This window comes from Ochrobactrum sp. CGA5, assembly GCF_006345815.1.
GTDB lineage: Bacteria > Pseudomonadota > Alphaproteobacteria > Rhizobiales > Rhizobiaceae > Brucella.
Genome location: NZ_VCIG01000038.1, coordinates 262,175 through 277,064 on the forward strand (window position 1 = coordinate 262,175; position 14,890 = coordinate 277,064).

Sequence of the window (14,890 nt, forward strand, 5' to 3'; positions counted from 1 at the left end):
CCGGTTCATCCAGTCATCATTCGATAGATCGCCGGTAGAGCGACGGGCAGCTTCGATAGCTTGGCGACCAGAGAATAATTGTTCCGACCAAAAAGTGCGGGGAGATAGGCACTTGCCTCACGATCAACCGTCACGGCAAAGACGCTGACCCCTGCGGTGCGCGCCTCACTGACCGCTCTGCGACTGTCCTCAAGTGCGAACCGGCCTTCATAATGGTCGACATCGTTCGGCTTGCCGTCCGTTAGAACCAGCAGAAGCTTCTTTCGGTTGGGCTGTTCGGCGAGCTTTGCCGTTGAATGGCGGATGGCGGCCCCCATACGAGTATAGAAGCCGGGTTTCAGCGCCGCAATCCGATGTTCGACCCCAGGACCAAAAGGTTCGTCAAAATCTTTCACGGTTTCGATCCGCACCCACGAGCGGCGGCGCGAGGTGAAAGTCAGGATGGAACAACGGTCGCCACATGCGGCAATGCCATTGGCCAGAACCAGAAGCGCTTCCTTTTCCACATCCAGCACACGCCGATTGTCGATCCACGCATCGGTGGATAGCGAGACATCGACCAGGATGGTGACAGCAAGGTCGTTTGCCTTGGGTCGGCTCATCAGATGCACATGATCGCTACCCTGACCACCGGCGGCAAAGTCACACCTTGAACGAACCACAGCATCAAGATCGAGATCGTTGCCATCAAGCTGCGCTCGCATCAATTCACGACCGGGACGCAGAATTTCGAACTGTCGGCGCACCCTGCGTACGAGGCTCGTTGCTTCGTCATCGAGTTCCATTCGCACATCGCTGCCTTGCGCCGATGTTGCCAGAACACTGCAATGATCCTGAAGATAGACTGCCTTGCGATAATCCCATTCTGGATAGGTCACTATGGCGGTAAGCGCCGTTCGGTTCACAGCTTCCGGCGGCAAATCGAGATCGAAACGAAAGCGAGCAGCGGGTCTGCCTTTCCGCTCGCCCAATGTCAGATCATCAAGCTCATCGGCGGATTTTGCGTTCTGTTCGTCACTATCGTCCGTTGGTCGGTCAATGCTCACCATCTCTGCCATAGCGAGAATTTTTTCAAAGCGATTGAGAATGAACGGGCTCCTGTCAGCCAGCCTTGGATCCTGCTTCTCTCGGTTTGCGATCTGCCGTCCGGTCTCGACACCTTCCGCCTTGCTGTTGAGCACCGGCTGGTCATCGCTGTTGCGTGGTGCGGTTTCCTCGCGTCTTACCAATTCTGGCCAAAGCGGAACGGGAAGGGCGGGCAGATAGCCTGCGGGCGCACAGTGTGGAAAGATGGAGGAAAGACCCTCATCCGGCAGCCCTGCACCCTGTTTCAGCAGGGCCAGAATGCGGTCTTCCACCTGCTGTTCAAGACCATAGAGCGGACGCTCGGGACGGACAGCGAGTACCGCTTCGCACAGTCGCGCATAACGTTTCTGCAGGCCGGGAAATACCTGGCACGTCTTCGCAACCGTATCCGATGCGGCTGCGAGGGCAGCCAGATTACGCCGTAATGGGTCAAGAGAAAGCTCTTCCGCTTCGCTGGGCATGACCGCCATGTAACCGGCAAGCCAGACATAGAGATCGTAATTGAGCATCTGATCGGGAAAAAGCGCAATCTCCGGCGGCAGCATCAATGTCGATTCATCCCGCAGGGGCTGGTTCAGTTTCTCTTCGCCCAGAGCCATGCGCTGCCGCAATCCCAGTCTGTGCCCGGACGTTCGAGCACGGGCAGGGGCAATCTGCACGGCGACATCGCCACCAAAACCACGAAAGCAGATTGCAAGCTTCTGTCGAATGTCGCTAAGCTTTACGGCGTGCTGGGGATAGTGCGGCCACGAGCCGGTTTTGCCGATCAGACGGTGCCAGGCGCGGCCAACCGTTTCCTCCAGTTCCAGAAAATCCAGCATGGTGTATCGGCCTATTTCAGCATTGCATCGGCAACTTCAATCAAAGCGGCTTTGACATCCGGCTCATCAGTCAGTGGCTCGATCATCGCGGCGCGTGCAGCTTCGCGTTCCGACATACCGGCATCGATCAGCGTGGCGCAGTAGACTAGCAGACGGGTTGAGACGCCTTCCTCCAGATCATGGCCTTTCAGCCCACGCAATCGGTGAGCCAGCGCCACCAATGGTGCAACCTTATGGGCGGCAAGGCCGCTTTCTTCGCTCACTACTCCGATTTCCTGTTCCTTTGGCAGGAAATCGAACTCGATGGCAACGAAGCGCTGGCGTGTGCTGGGCTTTAGTGATTTCAGCAAGTTCTGGTAACCTGGATTGTACGACACGACGAGCATGAAGCGGTCGGGTGCTTCGAGCAGTTCGCCGGTGCGTTCCAATGGCAGAAGGCGGCGGTCGTCAGTCAGCGGATGCAGAACTACGGCCACGTCCTTACGGGCCTCGACGATCTCGTCGAGATAGCAGATACCACCTTCACGCACAGCGCGCGTCAGCGGGCCGTCGACCCATATCGTATCTCCGCCTTTCAGCAGATAACGCCCGGTCAGGTCGGCAGCAGCCAGATCGTCATGGCAGGAAACCGTCGAGAGCGGCAGGCCGAGTTTTGCGGCCATATAGCTTACAAACCGCGTCTTGCCGCAACCGGTCGGTCCTTTGAGAAGCAATGGCAGTTTACGCGTCCAGGCCATTTCAAAGAGCGTGCATTCATTACCGGACGGGCTGTATGGTGGGATCGAGACATTGGCGTTTCCTACATTTCTGAGAATGGAGCTCATGGCCGTCTTCCTTTGAGTTAAGGGAAAAGCCCCACCGAATGGCGGGGCTCTCGCATTGACTATTCAGCAGGTTGCACCAAGCTGGAGGTGTTTTCGCGGCGTTCCTTGCCTGGAACCAAGACGGCCCAGATGAACATGAAGGCCGAAATCACCACCACGACGCCGGAGCCGAGGCGTATCCAGTAGAACAGCGCCAACTGGTCCTGCACGACCATGAAGCTCTCTCCCAGAACACGCTGCAGATGGGTCTGGACAACACCTGCGAAGGTGAGTGCGAAAGTCATCACGGACATGGCCGTGCACATGGCCCAGAAGCTCACCATGGAGAGCATCTGGTTATATGGCGCCCGTCCGCGCAGTTCGGGGATCGCATAGGCCATGACCGCGAGATTGAGCATGACATAGGCGCCGAAGAAGGCGAGGTGTCCGTGGGCGGCGGTAAGCTGCGTGCCGTGTGTGTAGTAGTTGACCGACGAAAGCGTATGCAGGAAGCCCCATACGCCCGCCCCGAAGAAGGCCATGACCGAACAACCGATGGACCAGAGGAGAGCCGCACGGTTTGGATGTTTGCGTCCCGCTTTCCATGTCATCACGAAGGTAAAGATGACCATGGTGAAGAAAGGAGCAACTTCCAGCGTCGAGAACAGCGAACCGATCCACTGCCAGTAGCCCGGTGCGCCGATCCAGTAGTAGTGGTGGCCCGTTCCGAGAATGCCGGAAAACAGCGCCAGGCCGACAATGACATAAAGCCATTTCTCGACGACTTCACGGTCTATGCCGTTGAGCTTGATCATCAGGAATGCGAGGATCGACGCCATGATAAGTTCCCACACGCCTTCAACCCACAGATGGATGACATACCACCAGTAGAGCTTGTCGAGCGCGAGATTGATCGGATTGTAGAAGGCGAACAGGAAGAACAGGGCAAGACCCCACAGACCGAACAGAAGGATGTTGGTTACAGTGGTCTTGCGGCCCTTGAGCGCCGTCAGCGTGATGTTGAACAGGAAGATCAGGCAGACGACAACGATGCCGACCTTGATGATGAACGGCTGTTCGAGAAATTCACGCCCTTCGTGAATATGGAACAGATATCCGATAACGGCGACACCGGCCGCCACGAAGAACAGCCAGAACTGGATAACGGCGAGTTTGGTGCTGTACAGTTCGGTTTCGGTTTCTTCCGGCAGCAGATAGTAGGTCGAACCCATGAATCCCATCAGCAGCCAGACGACCAGCGCATTGGTATGGATCATACGAACGATGTTGAAGGGCAAAAGCTCCGAGAGCGTATTAGGCAGAACGTAGATCGTACCGGCGAGAACGCCGAATGCAACCTGTGCGATGAACAGCACGAGCGCTCCATAGAAATAGAGCATCGCGACCTTTTGGCTTTCATATTTCATATTGTGTAACTCCGTTCATCCCGCGCTCAGCCTGCCTCGTTGGGCGGCCAGTCCTGCGTCTTGATGCGACTGGTCCACTCGAGGAAATCAGCCAGATCGTTGAGTTCCTGTTCGCTCAGGTTGAACTGGGGCATCTGGCGACGCCCTTCGATCCCGGTGGGTTGAGCCTGCATCCAGGCTTTCATTGTCTCGCGTGCGCCATCGGGGTCTTCTTCTCCGCCCCAGCGCTTCCAGACATTCCCGAGTTCGGGCGCAAAATAAGCGCCTTCGCCAAGCAGCGTGTGGCAGTTGATGCAGGAGTTTTTCTCCCAGATGTGCTTGCCGCGGGCGACCGAGGCCGTCAGCGTGGATTCATCCGTGGAAGTCGTTTTCATGTAGTAGTGGCTGTGCGCCGTCAGCCCCACAAAGATCGCGAAAAAGAAAATAGACCCGCCGTAGAAGACGTTTCGTGCGCCGGTCTTGGTTAGGCGTTCTGCCATCCCTTCGTCCTTTCATCTGCCGGGGACAAGGCCCGGCAACAAATCCCCCCGTCGACAATGCGGCTGGTCAATCCCCTCGCCAGCATCACGGGACTGGACCGTTCTATCGGTTGGGCGAAGGGCTTCTTTGCGATTTGGCAAACACCGCCACAGTTGTTCAAAAGAGAACACGCACGAGGACCGAACGCGCCAGAGCCAGCGCCAGCAGAAGGGCAGGCCAGGCAATCAAGGCGAACTTCAATGGGCCGCTGGTTTCGCGCATTTCCATGAAATCGAGAATGACGAGCCAGCCTTTCGCAAAAGCGAGAATCAATACGACGACAATGCCTGCAAGCAGTCCGGCGCTGGTGCCTGCGACGAATGCGCTGCTTACAGCGATAATAATCAGAACGACGAATGTGCGGATCAGGGAAGAGTGATTGCGACCGGACACTGCGGGCCTCAAGCGAGATAAAGAACAGGGAACATCACCAGCCATACAAGGTCGATGGCGTGCCAGAGCGTCGTAATCAGCAGAATGTTGGCGGGTGACGGTCGCCAGGCGACGAGCGCCAGCACGACAGAGCCGAACGCCACATGCATTAGGTGAAACCCTGTCAGAAGAAAATAAAGCTCGAAGAACGATCCAGCGCTTTCATCGCTCGCAAACTGGATTTCATGCGAATATTCGATGAGCTTGATCGCAACAAATACGAGGCCGAAAAAGGTGGCATATAAAAGCGGTCGGCGAGCCCGATTCACATTGTGGCGCATCCGCACCGCTATCGCTGCCTGCCAACCGCTCATCAGCAGCACAACAGTGTTCGTTGCGGCAAATCCGGGGCTCAGATGCGCGCGCATTTGCGCAACACCTTCCACATTGATGACCGACATTACGATAAATGCGATCAGAAGGATCGCGAAGGCGGCGAGTTCGCTCCAAACGAGAATCCAGAGCAGAAGATCGCCTTCAGCACGATCCTCTGAATTCGTTGCAACTACGGACAAATTTTCGGTTTCAGACATGAGACATGCCTAGCGCTCGCTATTCGGACCTTCTTTGCGTTTTGGCAAAGAAGAAATGCACTGGCGGCGACATTCTATCCCCGCCAAACCAGAGGAAGTTTCAATGACGGATGCACAAATCGGGCTTATGGTCGCGACACCGGCGATTATCGGATTCTCACTGGCTCTCTATCGCATGGGGGCGTTGCAGGGCGCTGGCACGCTATCTGCCGTTGCGGCATCCATTGTGATCGCAGCCGTGCTTTTCTTGGGTCAGTAGATAGGGAGGGAAAGGGCCGTGAACGAATCGCCAGTCCTGCGCGCGACCGACATCAGCCGTCTTGAAGCCCACCACCATGATCTGTTGGAGCTGTGTCTGCGGTTGGAGGAGATCGCAGAGGACCTCGAAACCGGTGGAACAATGGTGGAGTATCGGCGAACCGCCATGGGCATGGTGCGTCTTGTCGGCCAAACCCACGCGCTTGAAGAAGGGGTGCTTTTCCCCGATTACAGCCGTCAGGCTCATTCCCATTTTGCCACTGCCACTATCGAGCGGTTGAAGGCGGAACACCGCTGTGACCGGCTGGCCGCCGAGGAACTGTCACAAACACTGATAGCAATTGCAGAAGATCGTTGCAGCCTCGCTCGCGACACGATCTCATACATGGTGCGCGGCTTTATGGAGAGCGTGCGTCGTCATATTCTGTCGGAAAAGCTGATGATAGAGGCACTGCTGGCAGCGAAATCCGAAGAACGGGAAGTTTTCGGATAACGCAAATACACCATCCGAATCTCTTTGGAAGAAAGTCAGATTATCTAATTGTTTTTATTTTATTTTGGTGGTGCGCTGCAGAGCGTTTTCCGCTTGTAAATTCCGGCTTTTCTACTGACTTTATTGCTCGCCGTCGGCAAGTCGCCTCACACCAGACATATTGAGAACGGTCAGTTTCTGGCGACCGCCGCGAACAAACCCTTGTGCTTCCCAGCCGGTGAGAATGCGTGACACTGTATGCAGCGTCGTTCCGGTCATTTCGGCAATATCCTGTTTCGTGATCGGAAAATCGATCCGGATGCCGTCTTCTTCTTTCCGTCCGGCCTGACGCGCAAGGCGCAGAACCGTATGCGCGACACGCCGTTCCACTTCTTCCGTCGACATTTCACGGATGCGCGTGTGTGCTTCCTCCAGCCTTTTGCCGATCGTTTGGATTGCGTTCATCGCCAGACCGGGATTCTGCTCGACAAAATAGTCCCAAAGCTCTGTGGGCCAGGCGAGGACAATACTTTCCGCGACTGCGATCGCCGTGCCGGGATAGTCGCTCCTTTGCAAGGCTTTGGCAAATCCGAAAAGATCGCCCGGATGCACCATTCGGACGATGATCTGTTGTCCGTCCGGCGTCACCTGATTGACCTTCAATCGCCCGTGCAGGAGGAGGTAAAAAAGAACGGCATCGTCGCCCTGTTCGAAAATCGCCTCTCCCGAAAGAACACGTTTTGTAGTTGCATATGAAACGAGTTTATCGAGTTCGCCATCACTCATTTTGGCGAACAAGGACAGTTTCCTGACAAGTCCGCGATCTATCATGGACATTGCGTTTCTCACACTCCAAAATCCTGCGGGTACTTTAGCACAGCAAAGCAGGCTTGGAATTGTTTTCGGGGCCGGGGACCGTGCATTCACAGTTAATCCCTCATGCGCCGATGTTCTGGATGCGTTTCCACATCACGGCATACCAGCGATTGTCGCGAACCAGCCGGAAACCAAGATTGTCGGGTGGTACGCCGACGCTGCAACCGCCGGTTTTCGGATTGCGAATAAAGGAACTCATCGCCGCGCGGTGCTTGCCGTTGACGACATAGACCCCGCAGGACGGCATTTCGGCAACCTGCTTGCCGTACGCATCAATGTTGACTCGACGGTGACAGGTCTGGGTCCATTCCCACACATTGCCCGCAATGTCGGCTACACCCAGTTCATTGACGCCGAAAGCACCGGCAGGGCGGATGGCTGGGCTCCTGTCGAGCTTGCGGGCACTTTGTTTTTCATAGTCTCTCAACCAGCGCAGGGCCGGATTGGTCGCAGCATCTTCGCCAATACCGAGCGCATCGTCGGGAAAGCGCGAGCCGGCTGCAAAAGCCCACTGCTCGTCTGTCGGCAGGTGCCAGTTTTCGCCGGTCTTGCGTGAAAGCCAGTCGGCATAGGATTGTGCGTCGTCATAGCTGACGCCGACAATCGGGCCGTCTGTACCAGATGCATCGTGATTGTGTGGCAATATCTCGGCAGGCTGGCAGTCACCATCAATGACACAGCGCTCATAATCTGCCGTGCTGACCTGATATTTCATGATCTCGAATGCCCGTTGCAGCTTTCGGGTCGTCAATGGGGCATCGACGGAATAATTGTTCTTCTGAAAATCACCATCCGCTCGATAAGTCATGGTTCGTGGCGTGATGACAATTGTTTCAGGGCCAACAGCCGACACCACCGGCATTGAATGACCGGGACGCCCGACGGCATCGACAATAAACAATCCTGCGACGACTGCCAGCGCAACCGCCGGAACGGCCACCGCAAGGTCACGCAGGCACTTTTTTCCTTTGCCTTCGTTCATCGGAAATCACGGGGCGCGTCCCTCCGGGAGGTGGGCGGACGCAGCCCCGAGCCTTTCTTTGCAAAGCAACATATAAGTGAGGGAGGGTGTGCCAAAGGCGCCCTGGGAGGCAAAGCGCCTTTGCATCTGCCTCACGTGCCGGATGGCGCGAGAACCGAGGTCATCAGGTCATCGTTCCATTCACCCGTAACCTTGAAATGGGCTGCGGCGCCAAGTTCAAAAGCCTCGATCAGGTTGTGGTTCACATAGGCATAGATGCCGGGCTGCTGGAACGTGTAGAATGCCGCTCCCGCCGCGCCACCGGGAATGAACCAGGTTTCCTGATCGACGTCGGGCGGCGTGTTGAACTTGCCTGTCGACCAGACATAATCTCCATGCCCCCCGATCAGATGCGGTCTGGTATCGCGATTGGCCTGCGAATGGACAATCAGGACTTTCTCGCCGACCGCTGCCGTCATGGCCTTATCCCCGGTCAGGGCGCCGACCGCGCCGTTGAAAACAACGTGGGTCGGGGTGAGGGTGCGCATGACCTTGACCGTATCTTCATAAGCGTCGCCGGGCGCATCGTATTTCCTGTACTTCCCGTCCTCGTCGCGCGGCACATAGAAATCCTGCTCGCCGACATAATAAATTTTGTCATAGGTCAGTGCCTTTCCCTTGCCGTCGTGTAGCCCCTCACGCGGCAGCACCATGATAGCGCCGTTCATGCCCGATACGACGTGCCAGGGAACCATTCCGGGAGGTGCACAATGATAGACGAAGACACCGGGCTTGGTCGCCTTGAAACGTAGAATGGTCTTCTCACCCGGATTGATCTCGGTCAGTCCGCCGCCACCCAATGCACCGGTCGCAGCATGGAAGTCGATATTGTGCATCAACGTGTTGGTTTCGGGGTTGATGAGGGTCAGCTCCACATAATCGTCCTGATGCACGACCATCAGCGGTCCCGGAACAGTGCCGTTGAACGCCATTGCGTGAACTTCGGTCCCCGCATCATCGATGATAATCTTCTTTTCCTCAATCACCATGGTGAATTCGATCACCTTGGGTCCGCCCTCCGCAACCTGACTGTGGGCATGCACGAAGGGAGGGTCCACTAACTCGACTTTCTGGCGCGGGAGTGCCGCTATTTCTGCGGCGGTAGCCTTCCTCACTGCGCCTTGTCCCCAGGCGGATGTGGTTGCCAGAATCGGCGCAAGCGCGCCTGCGAGGGCAGCTCCTGCCAATATGCTGCGGCGGCTGATTTGCATCTGGTCGGCCATCGATACTCTCCTTTACGATAGGACCGAGCATTTCCTGCTCTGTCACATCGACTATAGAAAGAGATACTTCAGTGCTCCTTGACTGCGATCAAGGTGACGCAGAAAGATTGATAGAAATTATTATTAAATTTCAAATAGATAGTGAATGTATTCGATCTATGTTTGCGCTGGAACAAAGGGAGTGTTCAAAAGAGAAACCAGCGAACAGATCGGCACTGTTCACTGGTTTCGATTACGGGGCTTCTTTAAGCAGTTTCTCGCAGTTCAGGGCGCTCTAATCTCCAAATCGAGCCTGCACTTCAGGCATCGCCATCTCTGGAATCCACTCCGGTTCGTAGGTCAGTTCCACATTCACTGCATGAACACCTTCAACCGATGCCGCGCTCGCACGAACGGCATCGGTCAGGTAACCGGCAGCCGGGCAGCCGGGTGTTGTGGTTGTCATGCTGATACAGACATTCCCGCCATCACGAATGTCGATGCTGTAGATCATGCCAAGGTCAACGAGGTTAAAACCAAGTTCGGGGTCGAGCACCAGGCGAAGGCTTTCGATGATCTGCTTCTCCATCTGGCCATGTGTTTCGTGTGACATGACCGCTACCTCGCGTTTCCAACCCGGATCATTATACGATAGGCTGTTCCGGTCTCATCGAAATTGCCGACCCATTCATGACCGCGGTTTTCGAGTTCGGGAAAGAGAAACAGAGGTTCGCGATGCAGCAGCGCGAACAGAACCGCCCCCGCAGGCATCTCTTCGATCTCTGCAAGAATGCTTACCATCGGTTCCGGCGGCTCCATGTCCGAACAATCAAGATAGCGCGATGGTTCAGGCCAGACATCCGGCGATACGACATTGTCAGAGAACTGTAGCTCGGACGTGGCATTCATCACTGGGCTGAAAAGGACTTGCCACTCACCATTATCCAGAGGCTCCGCTTCTGCCGAAAACCCTTTTCGCTCCATAACGCTGAAAAGCGGTGCCGGTTTGAACGGGGCGATCAGCAGGAGGCTTTGTCCCGGCGAAAGACCATCGACTGCTTCCATGATGGCATTGAATGGCTCCACGCCGCCCTTGATCAGCGGGCGTACGTCCAGCACATGGTGCGTGATGTCCTGAACTGAGATTGTCATTTCGATCTCCTGAGAATTGGTTCACCGGCATAAATGAGATGCGGCAGGGTTGCCCCTTTTGGCAGGCGCAGGCCGTTCGGTACATCGAGAAGCCGCCGGGCGCGGAAGAAGTGCACGATCAATGCAAGGATCGCCATGAGGTTCAGCATAATGGCCAAACGAAATACGGTTGGATATTCGGCAATCAAAGCCAGCGTAGCGACTGCAACGCCAGTATAATAAAGAGCGAACCACTGTCGTGCGCGGCGTTCGCTGACCATATCCTGCACACGCGGGGTCGGTGCACGCCCCATGACGGGGCCGTAACATTCGAGCCAGGTCAGAAACGGTACGATCTTGTAGAGCTGGGCAAGGCTGAGGCCGGTCAGCCAACCGAAGGTGAACAGATAGACAAGTCCGGCAACCATCGCATCGGTGGCGCCCGTCCAGAACAGTGCAATTGCCAAAAGAAGCGAAAGCCCAAGCGCGATGAAGGCTGGAATGCTGGCGGCGCTGTTCAATTCTATCGTCTTGCGTTTGCGCTGCCGATAGATCATCTGAATATCGACGATATAGAGCGTGATGCAGGCGATTCCGGGAATGAGGGCCGCTGTCACGGCTGTCTCGATTGATCCCATTTCCAAGGCCACAACGACAATTCCGACTGCGAGGATGGTCAGGGCCGCAGCGCCTTCCCACCAGATAATTCTGTTTGTCTGCCGCGCTGCATCGGGGGACAGCATGAACATTGTCAGCAATCTGTAGCTCACGCCCATAGCCGTGAATGTCATCCAGCCGCCAAGGCCAAGTGCGGCGTGAACCGGCAATGCCGCACCCGCAATATCGAGCAGAACGGCTTGCTCCGTGAAGCCAGAGAGCGCGAAGGTGAAAATACTGCCAAGCAGTGCTGTTATCAGAAGACAGCAGATGCCTGCCGCAACAAACCGTGCGGGCATGGCGATCGGGCGAGCGAGCCAGAGCGTCATGCCCAGTATTGCGAAAATGATGGAAAATCCGCAGGTCAACAGGATGCCGGAGACCGGTAGCAGCCATGCCGGGCTTTCCGTAAGTCCGGCCATGCCTGCAAAGCCAACGAGCAGACCGGAAAGTCCGGCCACCAGCAGAAGCAAGGCGGGGAGGCTTGCCCTGCTTCCCGACAGGGTTCGGTTCACCAGAACGGGCACGAATTGTAGAAGTGCGCCGCTCATGAGCAGTGCAAGCCATCCAATGGAGATGGCGTGCACGATTATAAGTGTTTCAGCCGCGCGAATTCCGTGACTCGGATAGCCGAAACCGCCTGCCATCAACGCAAGTCCAAAGACGAGGAAAGCAAGCGAAGCGGCGAAGTAGGAGAGGGTCCAACGGGAAAGCGTCGCGCCGATCATCTCAGTTCGTCCCGGACATTGTGCCTATAAGACTTCAGTGATTGCCGCAGGTGCACTCATGGTCAGCGCCATGATGGCCTTTCCGGCGACCGATCTCGACCCGCCACAACGGGCCAGTTTCCTTGTAGACCCACGAGAATGCACCCGGATTGCGAGTTTCAAGCTGGTGGCGCAGCGGGACGGGATCGTGATCGTTGACGATTTCCAGTGCTTCGCCGGGTTCAAGCGAATCGATCATCGAGAAGATCGTCGCATGCCGCGAAATGGGCGGTATGGTGCGCACATCAAGTACGGGGGATATTGGGACAGGTTCTGCCGACATCATATTGTTCCATGGCTGTCAGGCTTCGAAGTATGATGATGACAGCCGTATCATCATTCGAGCCATTCTAGAGTGACAGGCGCAAAACGGATTTGTTGTATCTCAAAGAAGATCGGAATTTCTGTCAGATATCCTGTTGAGAGCATAATCCGACTTGAGCGGAACGAGGATGACCAAGACTGTGCTTGAAATTGAATTAGGTAGGGTCTCGATCTGATCCAATCAGATCGAGACCCTACCTATGTGCGTTTCGACGCGTGGGATCTCGAATACCCACTCCTTGCACGTTACTGCCTGAACAGTATTATTGGTTGATTTCCGGCTCAACGAGCTTCTTCAATTTCTCCAGGCTTTCCTGCCAGCCGAGATAGCAGGCCTCAGCGGGAATAATGTCGGGGACGCCTTGCTGTTCGATGTTGATTTCCGTTCCGACTGAAACGGCTTTCAGCGTTATCGTGGCTTTCATTTCGCCCGGCAGGTTCGGATCGTCGAAACTGTCCGTATAAACCAGCCGTTCTCCCGGAACGAGTTCGACATATGTGCCGCCGAAAGAGTGGCTGTGGCCGGTCGTGAAATTCCGGAACGACATTTTGTGTTTGCCGCCGACCTTTGCGTCCAGCTCGTGGACAGTGCAGGTGAACCCATATGGCGGTAGCCAGCTTGCCACGGCGTCCGGCTCGATGAATGCGCGATAAACCTTCTCCGGCTTGGCGGCGAAGACGCGGTGCAGGCGAATGGTGTTGGGCATGGTTTCCTCCCTTTGTTGATTCTCAGTTCAGTGGGTGTTGGCAGACGGTTTGAAGAGCAGGCTGATATATCGCTTGAGATGGTCGATGCTTTCGATCGCGTGCAGCGGGTCGCCACTGGCCTTGGCGATGATAAAGGCACCCTGAATCACCGCCTGCGTATGAAGCGCGAGGCTTTCAGCGGTGAAATCTCCTGGAACGGCATAACGCTCCATGGCAGCCGCAATATCGGGGACAAGCGTGTCCGCATGGCTCGAAATGCTGTTCCAGCAGGCATCCCGGATTACGGAATTGGTCTCATAAACTTCTTGCGTCATGGTACCAACGAGACAGGTGAAGTTTGGCAGCTCGCCTTGAATCAGTTGCTTGCGAAACTCGACATAGGCTAGCACGCGCTCCAGCGGGTCTTCGGGAGCATGATAGTCAGCATCCGCAAAGAGCGCGCCGGTCATTTCCGACCAGTAGTTGGCTGCGGCGACGGCCAGATCTTCCTTGCTCGAAAAATGATGAAAGAAAGCGCCCTTCGACAGTGAGGCCTTCGTACAGATGTCATCCACCGTGGTTGCAGCGTAGCCTTTGGTGCGAATAACGCTCAACGCTGCATCAAGCAGGTTGGAACGGGTCTGCGGGTTCTGTTTGCGTGCCATGATCTTGCTCCTGATTAAACAATACCAACCGGTTGGTATTAAATCAAGCAAGTAATCGGAGTTTGCTCGTTGCCGTAAGGCGGGGCTTTTGGAAGGCGCGATGTGGATGATTCTGAAAGCCGCAGCGATATCGAGGGGTTGGCCGGGTTTGTGGATAAGTTTGATTTCAATGAAAAAGCCCGGAAATCAGGCGTTCGACAGCAAAATCGAAAATTCTTATTCTTTCTTCATGACCCTTGCTTGACACTTGTTCTAGAACCCCTTAAACGACCGCTCACACCGGACGGAAACGCTGGTGCGACGCAGCCGCAAGGTTGCCGAGAAATGCGCGGGTGTAGCTCAGTTGGTTAGAGTGCCGGCCTGTCACGCCGGAGGTCGCGGGTTCGAGCCCCGTCACTCGCGCCACTTTCCTCTCAACAAATCGATAGATTGAACGTTGACACGAAAGTGGCGCCCACCGTCGTTTTCGCTTCTTCATCAAGTTGGAATTGCTGATCGTGAGCAGGCACTGAATGCCCTGTGAATGATTTTTGCAATATCGCATTTCTTCACGAAACACGCGCTTGACACTTGTTCTAGAACCCCTTAAACGACCGCTCACACCGGACGGAAACGCTGGTGCGACGCAGCCGCAAGGTTGCCGAGAAATGCGCGGGTGTAGCTCAGTTGGTTAGAGTGCCGGCCTGTCACGCCGGAGGTCGCGGGTTCGAGCCCCGTCACTCGCGCCACTTTCCTCTCAACAAATCGATAGATTGAACGTTGACACGAAAGTGGCGCCCACCGCCTGTGTTATGGTGCCGTCTTCTCTTCAAGAAATTTCATGAGAATTGCCGGGGCGCAGTCACTTCGCCGAACCGCATGTTTGCTATTTGGAAAATTGTCTCCAGGACAGATATGCGACCGAAAGAATGATCGCTGCAATGACGAGAAGATCGCCGCTGGCGAGCAGATAATGGCTCATGCGTCACCTCCTTGCGATGCTTTGGCCGGCAATTTGTTTCATGATAACTGGGGCGAATCCGATCTGAAGGCATGGCTTCGCAAAGCTTTCAGCATTGACAACGTTTCCATTCCAACTTTACCCGCGAACGGGGACGGAATTTTCATCTGCGGACCTTTTGTCTTCTAGAGCGGTTTGCATGATGAAAACCCAGAGGCTGCGCCAATGCATTGCCACAGGGCGAATTTCCTGTTTTCAATCGCTTGGAA

The 14,890-nt window shown here is 55.5% G+C and carries 17 protein-coding genes and 2 tRNA genes; 4 read left to right on the plus strand and 15 right to left on the minus strand.

Annotation, left to right across the window (positions count from 1 at the left end; all coding sequences use genetic code 11):
• Positions 1–5: 5 nt before the first annotated feature.
• The 6 genes from FJQ48_RS14190 to FJQ48_RS14215 all read right to left on the minus strand — a co-directional run bounded on the left by FJQ48_RS14190 (position 6) and on the right by FJQ48_RS14215 (position 5,621).
• Positions 6–1,907, minus strand: a complete 1,902-nt coding sequence (locus FJQ48_RS14190) for a nitric oxide reductase activation protein NorD (protein ID WP_139975653.1) — start codon at positions 1,905–1,907, stop codon at positions 6–8.
• Between the two features lie 11 nt (positions 1,908–1,918).
• Positions 1,919–2,731, minus strand: a complete 813-nt coding sequence (locus tag FJQ48_RS14195) for a CbbQ/NirQ/NorQ/GpvN family protein (protein ID WP_139975654.1) — start codon at positions 2,729–2,731, stop codon at positions 1,919–1,921.
• A gap of 59 nt (positions 2,732–2,790) precedes the next feature.
• Positions 2,791–4,137 carry a nitric-oxide reductase large subunit gene (locus tag FJQ48_RS14200; protein WP_139975655.1) on the minus strand — a complete coding sequence of 449 codons (1,347 nt, stop codon included), beginning with the start codon at positions 4,135–4,137 and terminating at the stop codon, positions 2,791–2,793.
• Between the two features lie 26 nt (positions 4,138–4,163).
• Entirely contained in the window at positions 4,164–4,616 is a 453-nt protein-coding gene (locus FJQ48_RS14205; RefSeq protein WP_139975656.1) for a cytochrome c, read from the minus strand.
• A 157-nt stretch (positions 4,617–4,773) separates the two neighbouring features.
• A complete protein-coding gene (locus FJQ48_RS14210; RefSeq protein ID WP_139975657.1) occupies positions 4,774–5,049 on the minus strand; it encodes a cytochrome C oxidase subunit IV family protein in 276 nt (91 codons plus the stop codon).
• 8 nt (positions 5,050–5,057) lie between these two features.
• Complete coding sequence (locus FJQ48_RS14215) at positions 5,058–5,621, minus strand: cytochrome c oxidase subunit 3 family protein (protein WP_139975658.1); 564 nt, start codon at positions 5,619–5,621, stop codon at positions 5,058–5,060.
• 103 nt (positions 5,622–5,724) lie between these two features.
• Between FJQ48_RS14215 and FJQ48_RS22430 the strand changes: the two genes are divergently transcribed.
• Positions 5,725–5,880, plus strand: a complete 156-nt coding sequence (locus tag FJQ48_RS22430) for a hypothetical protein (RefSeq protein WP_180350213.1) — start codon at positions 5,725–5,727, stop codon at positions 5,878–5,880.
• An 18-nt stretch (positions 5,881–5,898) separates the two neighbouring features.
• Complete coding sequence (locus tag FJQ48_RS14220) at positions 5,899–6,372, plus strand: hemerythrin domain-containing protein (protein WP_139975659.1); 474 nt, start codon at positions 5,899–5,901, stop codon at positions 6,370–6,372.
• 120 nt (positions 6,373–6,492) lie between these two features.
• Here the strand turns inward: FJQ48_RS14220 and FJQ48_RS14225 are convergent, their stop codons facing one another.
• From FJQ48_RS14225 to FJQ48_RS14265, 9 genes are all read right to left on the minus strand, one after another.
• Positions 6,493–7,188, minus strand: coding sequence for a Crp/Fnr family transcriptional regulator (locus tag FJQ48_RS14225; protein ID WP_139975660.1), 696 nt, complete (start codon positions 7,186–7,188; stop codon positions 6,493–6,495).
• A 100-nt stretch (positions 7,189–7,288) separates the two neighbouring features.
• Positions 7,289–8,209, minus strand: coding sequence for a formylglycine-generating enzyme family protein (locus FJQ48_RS14230; protein ID WP_139975661.1), 921 nt, complete (start codon positions 8,207–8,209; stop codon positions 7,289–7,291).
• A gap of 131 nt (positions 8,210–8,340) precedes the next feature.
• Positions 8,341–9,471 (minus strand): copper-containing nitrite reductase, encoded by a 1,131-nt coding sequence (gene nirK, locus FJQ48_RS14235; RefSeq protein ID WP_139975662.1) that lies wholly within the window; start codon positions 9,469–9,471, stop codon positions 8,341–8,343.
• Between the two features lie 274 nt (positions 9,472–9,745).
• On the minus strand, positions 9,746–10,063 hold the full coding sequence (locus tag FJQ48_RS14240; RefSeq protein WP_139975663.1) for a metal-sulfur cluster assembly factor: 318 nt from the start codon (positions 10,061–10,063) through the stop codon (positions 9,746–9,748).
• Positions 10,064–10,068: 5 nt separating this feature from the next.
• Positions 10,069–10,596: a DUF2249 domain-containing protein gene (locus FJQ48_RS14245; protein WP_180350239.1), complete on the minus strand. Its 528-nt coding sequence runs from the start codon at positions 10,594–10,596 to the stop codon at positions 10,069–10,071.
• Positions 10,597–10,598: 2 nt separating this feature from the next.
• Positions 10,599–11,966, minus strand: coding sequence for a hypothetical protein (locus tag FJQ48_RS14250; protein ID WP_139975665.1), 1,368 nt, complete (start codon positions 11,964–11,966; stop codon positions 10,599–10,601).
• A gap of 34 nt (positions 11,967–12,000) precedes the next feature.
• Positions 12,001–12,288: a DUF2249 domain-containing protein gene (locus tag FJQ48_RS14255; protein ID WP_139976297.1), complete on the minus strand. Its 288-nt coding sequence runs from the start codon at positions 12,286–12,288 to the stop codon at positions 12,001–12,003.
• Between the two features lie 304 nt (positions 12,289–12,592).
• Positions 12,593–13,036 carry an SRPBCC family protein gene (locus FJQ48_RS14260; protein ID WP_139975666.1) on the minus strand — a complete coding sequence of 148 codons (444 nt, stop codon included), beginning with the start codon at positions 13,034–13,036 and terminating at the stop codon, positions 12,593–12,595.
• A gap of 27 nt (positions 13,037–13,063) precedes the next feature.
• Positions 13,064–13,681 carry a TetR/AcrR family transcriptional regulator gene (locus tag FJQ48_RS14265; RefSeq protein ID WP_139975667.1) on the minus strand — a complete coding sequence of 206 codons (618 nt, stop codon included), beginning with the start codon at positions 13,679–13,681 and terminating at the stop codon, positions 13,064–13,066.
• A 328-nt stretch (positions 13,682–14,009) separates the two neighbouring features.
• On the opposite strand from FJQ48_RS14265, the gene FJQ48_RS14270 reads away from it, so the two are divergent.
• Together FJQ48_RS14270 and FJQ48_RS14275 are read left to right on the plus strand one after the other, a co-directional pair.
• Positions 14,010–14,086 (plus strand) — tRNA-Asp (locus FJQ48_RS14270).
• A gap of 246 nt (positions 14,087–14,332) precedes the next feature.
• A tRNA-Asp gene (locus FJQ48_RS14275) sits at positions 14,333–14,409 on the plus strand.
• Positions 14,410–14,890 lie beyond the last annotated feature (481 nt).

Bases quoted from the DNA above. Each gene is read 5' to 3' on its own strand.
- FJQ48_RS14195 (WP_139975654.1), bottom strand. From the start codon at position 2,731: ATGAGCTCCATTCTCAGAAATGTAGGAAACGCCAATGTCTCGATCCCA.
- FJQ48_RS14250 (WP_139975665.1), bottom strand. From the start codon at position 11,966: ATGATCGGCGCGACGCTTTCCCGTTGGACCCTCTCCTACTTCGCCGCT.
- FJQ48_RS14255 (WP_139976297.1), bottom strand. From the start codon at position 12,288: ATGTCGGCAGAACCTGTCCCAATATCCCCCGTACTTGATGTGCGCACC.
- FJQ48_RS14265 (WP_139975667.1), bottom strand. From the start codon at position 13,681: ATGGCACGCAAACAGAACCCGCAGACCCGTTCCAACCTGCTTGATGCA.
- FJQ48_RS14215 (WP_139975658.1), bottom strand. From the start codon at position 5,621: ATGTCTGAAACCGAAAATTTGTCCGTAGTTGCAACGAATTCAGAGGAT.
- FJQ48_RS14200 (WP_139975655.1), bottom strand. From the start codon at position 4,137: ATGAAATATGAAAGCCAAAAGGTCGCGATGCTCTATTTCTATGGAGCG.
- FJQ48_RS14205 (WP_139975656.1), bottom strand. From the start codon at position 4,616: ATGGCAGAACGCCTAACCAAGACCGGCGCACGAAACGTCTTCTACGGC.
- FJQ48_RS14190 (WP_139975653.1), bottom strand. From the start codon at position 1,907: ATGCTGGATTTTCTGGAACTGGAGGAAACGGTTGGCCGCGCCTGGCAC.
- FJQ48_RS14260 (WP_139975666.1), bottom strand. From the start codon at position 13,036: ATGCCCAACACCATTCGCCTGCACCGCGTCTTCGCCGCCAAGCCGGAG.
- FJQ48_RS14230 (WP_139975661.1), bottom strand. From the start codon at position 8,209: ATGAACGAAGGCAAAGGAAAAAAGTGCCTGCGTGACCTTGCGGTGGCC.
- FJQ48_RS14240 (WP_139975663.1), bottom strand. From the start codon at position 10,063: ATGTCACACGAAACACATGGCCAGATGGAGAAGCAGATCATCGAAAGC.
- FJQ48_RS22430 (WP_180350213.1), top strand. From the start codon at position 5,725: ATGACGGATGCACAAATCGGGCTTATGGTCGCGACACCGGCGATTATC.
- FJQ48_RS14225 (WP_139975660.1), bottom strand. From the start codon at position 7,188: ATGTCCATGATAGATCGCGGACTTGTCAGGAAACTGTCCTTGTTCGCC.
- nirK (WP_139975662.1), bottom strand. From the start codon at position 9,471: ATGGCCGACCAGATGCAAATCAGCCGCCGCAGCATATTGGCAGGAGCT.